The sequence below is a fragment of the Achromobacter sp. K91 genome (assembly GCF_003576205.1).
GTDB classification, from domain to species: Bacteria; Pseudomonadota; Gammaproteobacteria; order Burkholderiales; family Burkholderiaceae_B; genus Achromobacter; species Achromobacter aegrifaciens.
The window spans coordinates 1-1,642 of record NZ_QWFB01000072.1; the positions used below are offsets into that span (position 1 = coordinate 1).

Annotated in this window: 2 protein-coding genes; one reads left to right on the forward strand and one right to left on the reverse strand. The window is 69.5% G+C overall.

Annotated features, from left to right (window positions below; all coding sequences use genetic code 11):
• Nucleotides 1-661 (reverse strand): TetR/AcrR family transcriptional regulator (locus DXK93_RS29610; protein WP_147400298.1); only part of this gene is annotated, 661 nt, incomplete at its 3' end.
• Between the two features lie 165 nt (nt 662-826).
• Between DXK93_RS29610 and DXK93_RS29615 the strand changes: the two genes are divergently transcribed.
• A partial coding sequence (locus tag DXK93_RS29615; RefSeq protein WP_119451992.1) for an NADP-dependent oxidoreductase occupies nt 827-1,642 on the forward strand: 816 nt, incomplete at its 3' end.

Sequence of the window (1,642 nt, forward strand, 5' to 3'; positions counted from 1 at the left end):
CATGGTGAGTGGCGTGCGCCGCGATCGCGCGGGTGTCTATGGCCTGCGGTTGCGCAGCGTCCAGCAGGACGCGCCGCCACAGGCCGGAGGTGGCCAGCGGGAGCAGGGTCAGGCCCAGGACGGACAGAAAGACCAGCCGCGGCTCCACGTCCGGGGTGATGGCGCCCGCGCGCTGGCATTCGGCGATGAGGCCGATGAAGGCCTGCAGGCGCTCGACGGGCAGATGGCGCAGCACGCGTTCGCGCAGCTGGCCGCCTTCATTCACGACCTCGTGCAGCCACAGGGCCGGCAGCCAGGGCCGTTCGACCGCGCTTTGCACCAGCCGGCCCACGACCTCGGCGATGAAGGCGCGCGCGGCAGCGGCGGGGTCCGCTGCGGGAATCTGAGGTTGTGGCAACGGCGACCAGACGTAGCCGATGACCGGCACGATCCGCTCCTGCACGACCGCGTCGATCAACTGGTCGCGGCTCTTGAAGTAGTAATGCACCATCGCCGTGGTGACGCCGGCGCGTTGCGCAATGTGCGTGAGCGTGGTGGCCGCCACGCCCTGGGCCGCGAACAGGCCGGTGGCGGTGTCCAGCAGGTTGGCGCGGGCGGCGGCATTGTCGGGTCGCGGCGGGCGGCCGGGCCGGCGGGAGGGGGTAGTGGGAGCGGAACGCATGCCGCGTATGTTAATTAAATTATTAATTAATTAAAAGAGGGGCGCGCTTCAGGGTTACACACCGGATGCGCGGGCTTAGATGGTGTAATGGGCCGGTACCCCATCCCGCCATCCGGGTTGTGTGCGCCAGGCCCGGGCGGCTTTCTTGCAGGAGGCTGGACCGTCATGCCCCAATCGTCTTCCATCAACCGCCGCATCGTGCTTGCCGCGCGCCCGCAAGGCGAGCCGGCGGACCGCGATTTCCGCCTGGAAACCGGCGAGGTGCCGCAGCCCGGCCCCGGCCAGGTGCTGCTGCGCACCGTGTACTTGTCGCTCGATCCCTATATGCGCGGCCGCATGAGCGACGCGCCGTCCTATGCCGAACCGGTGCAGGTCGGCGGCGTCATGGTCGGCGGCACGGTGACGCGGGTCGAAGCCTCCAACCATCCCGACTACCGCCCAGGTGAGTGGGTGCTGGCGCAATCCGGCTGGCAGGACTACGCCCTGTCCGATGGCGCCGGCCTGCTGCGGCTGGGTCCCAATCCCGAACACCCGTCCTATTCGCTGGGCGTGCTGGGCATGCCCGGCTTCACCGGCTACATGGGCTTGCTGGACATCGGCCAGCCCAAGGCGGGCGAGACCGTGGTGGTGGCCGCGGCCAGCGGCGCGGTGGGGGCGGTGGTCGGCCAAATCGCCAAGATCCATGGCTGCAAGGTGGTCGGCATCGCGGGCGGCGCGGACAAGTGCAGCTACGCAGTCCAGGAACTGGGCTTTGACGACTGCCTGGACCACAAGGCGCCCGACCTGCCGGGCCGCCTGGCGCGCGCCGTGCCGCAGGGCATCGACGTGTATTTCGAGAACGTCGGCGGCGCGGTCTTCGACGCGGTGCTGCCGCTCTTGAACCCGCGCGCGCGGATACCGGTCTGCGGCCTGATTTCGGCCTACAACGCCACCAGCCAGCCGCAAGGGCCGGACCGCCTGGGCCTGCTGATGCGCACCATC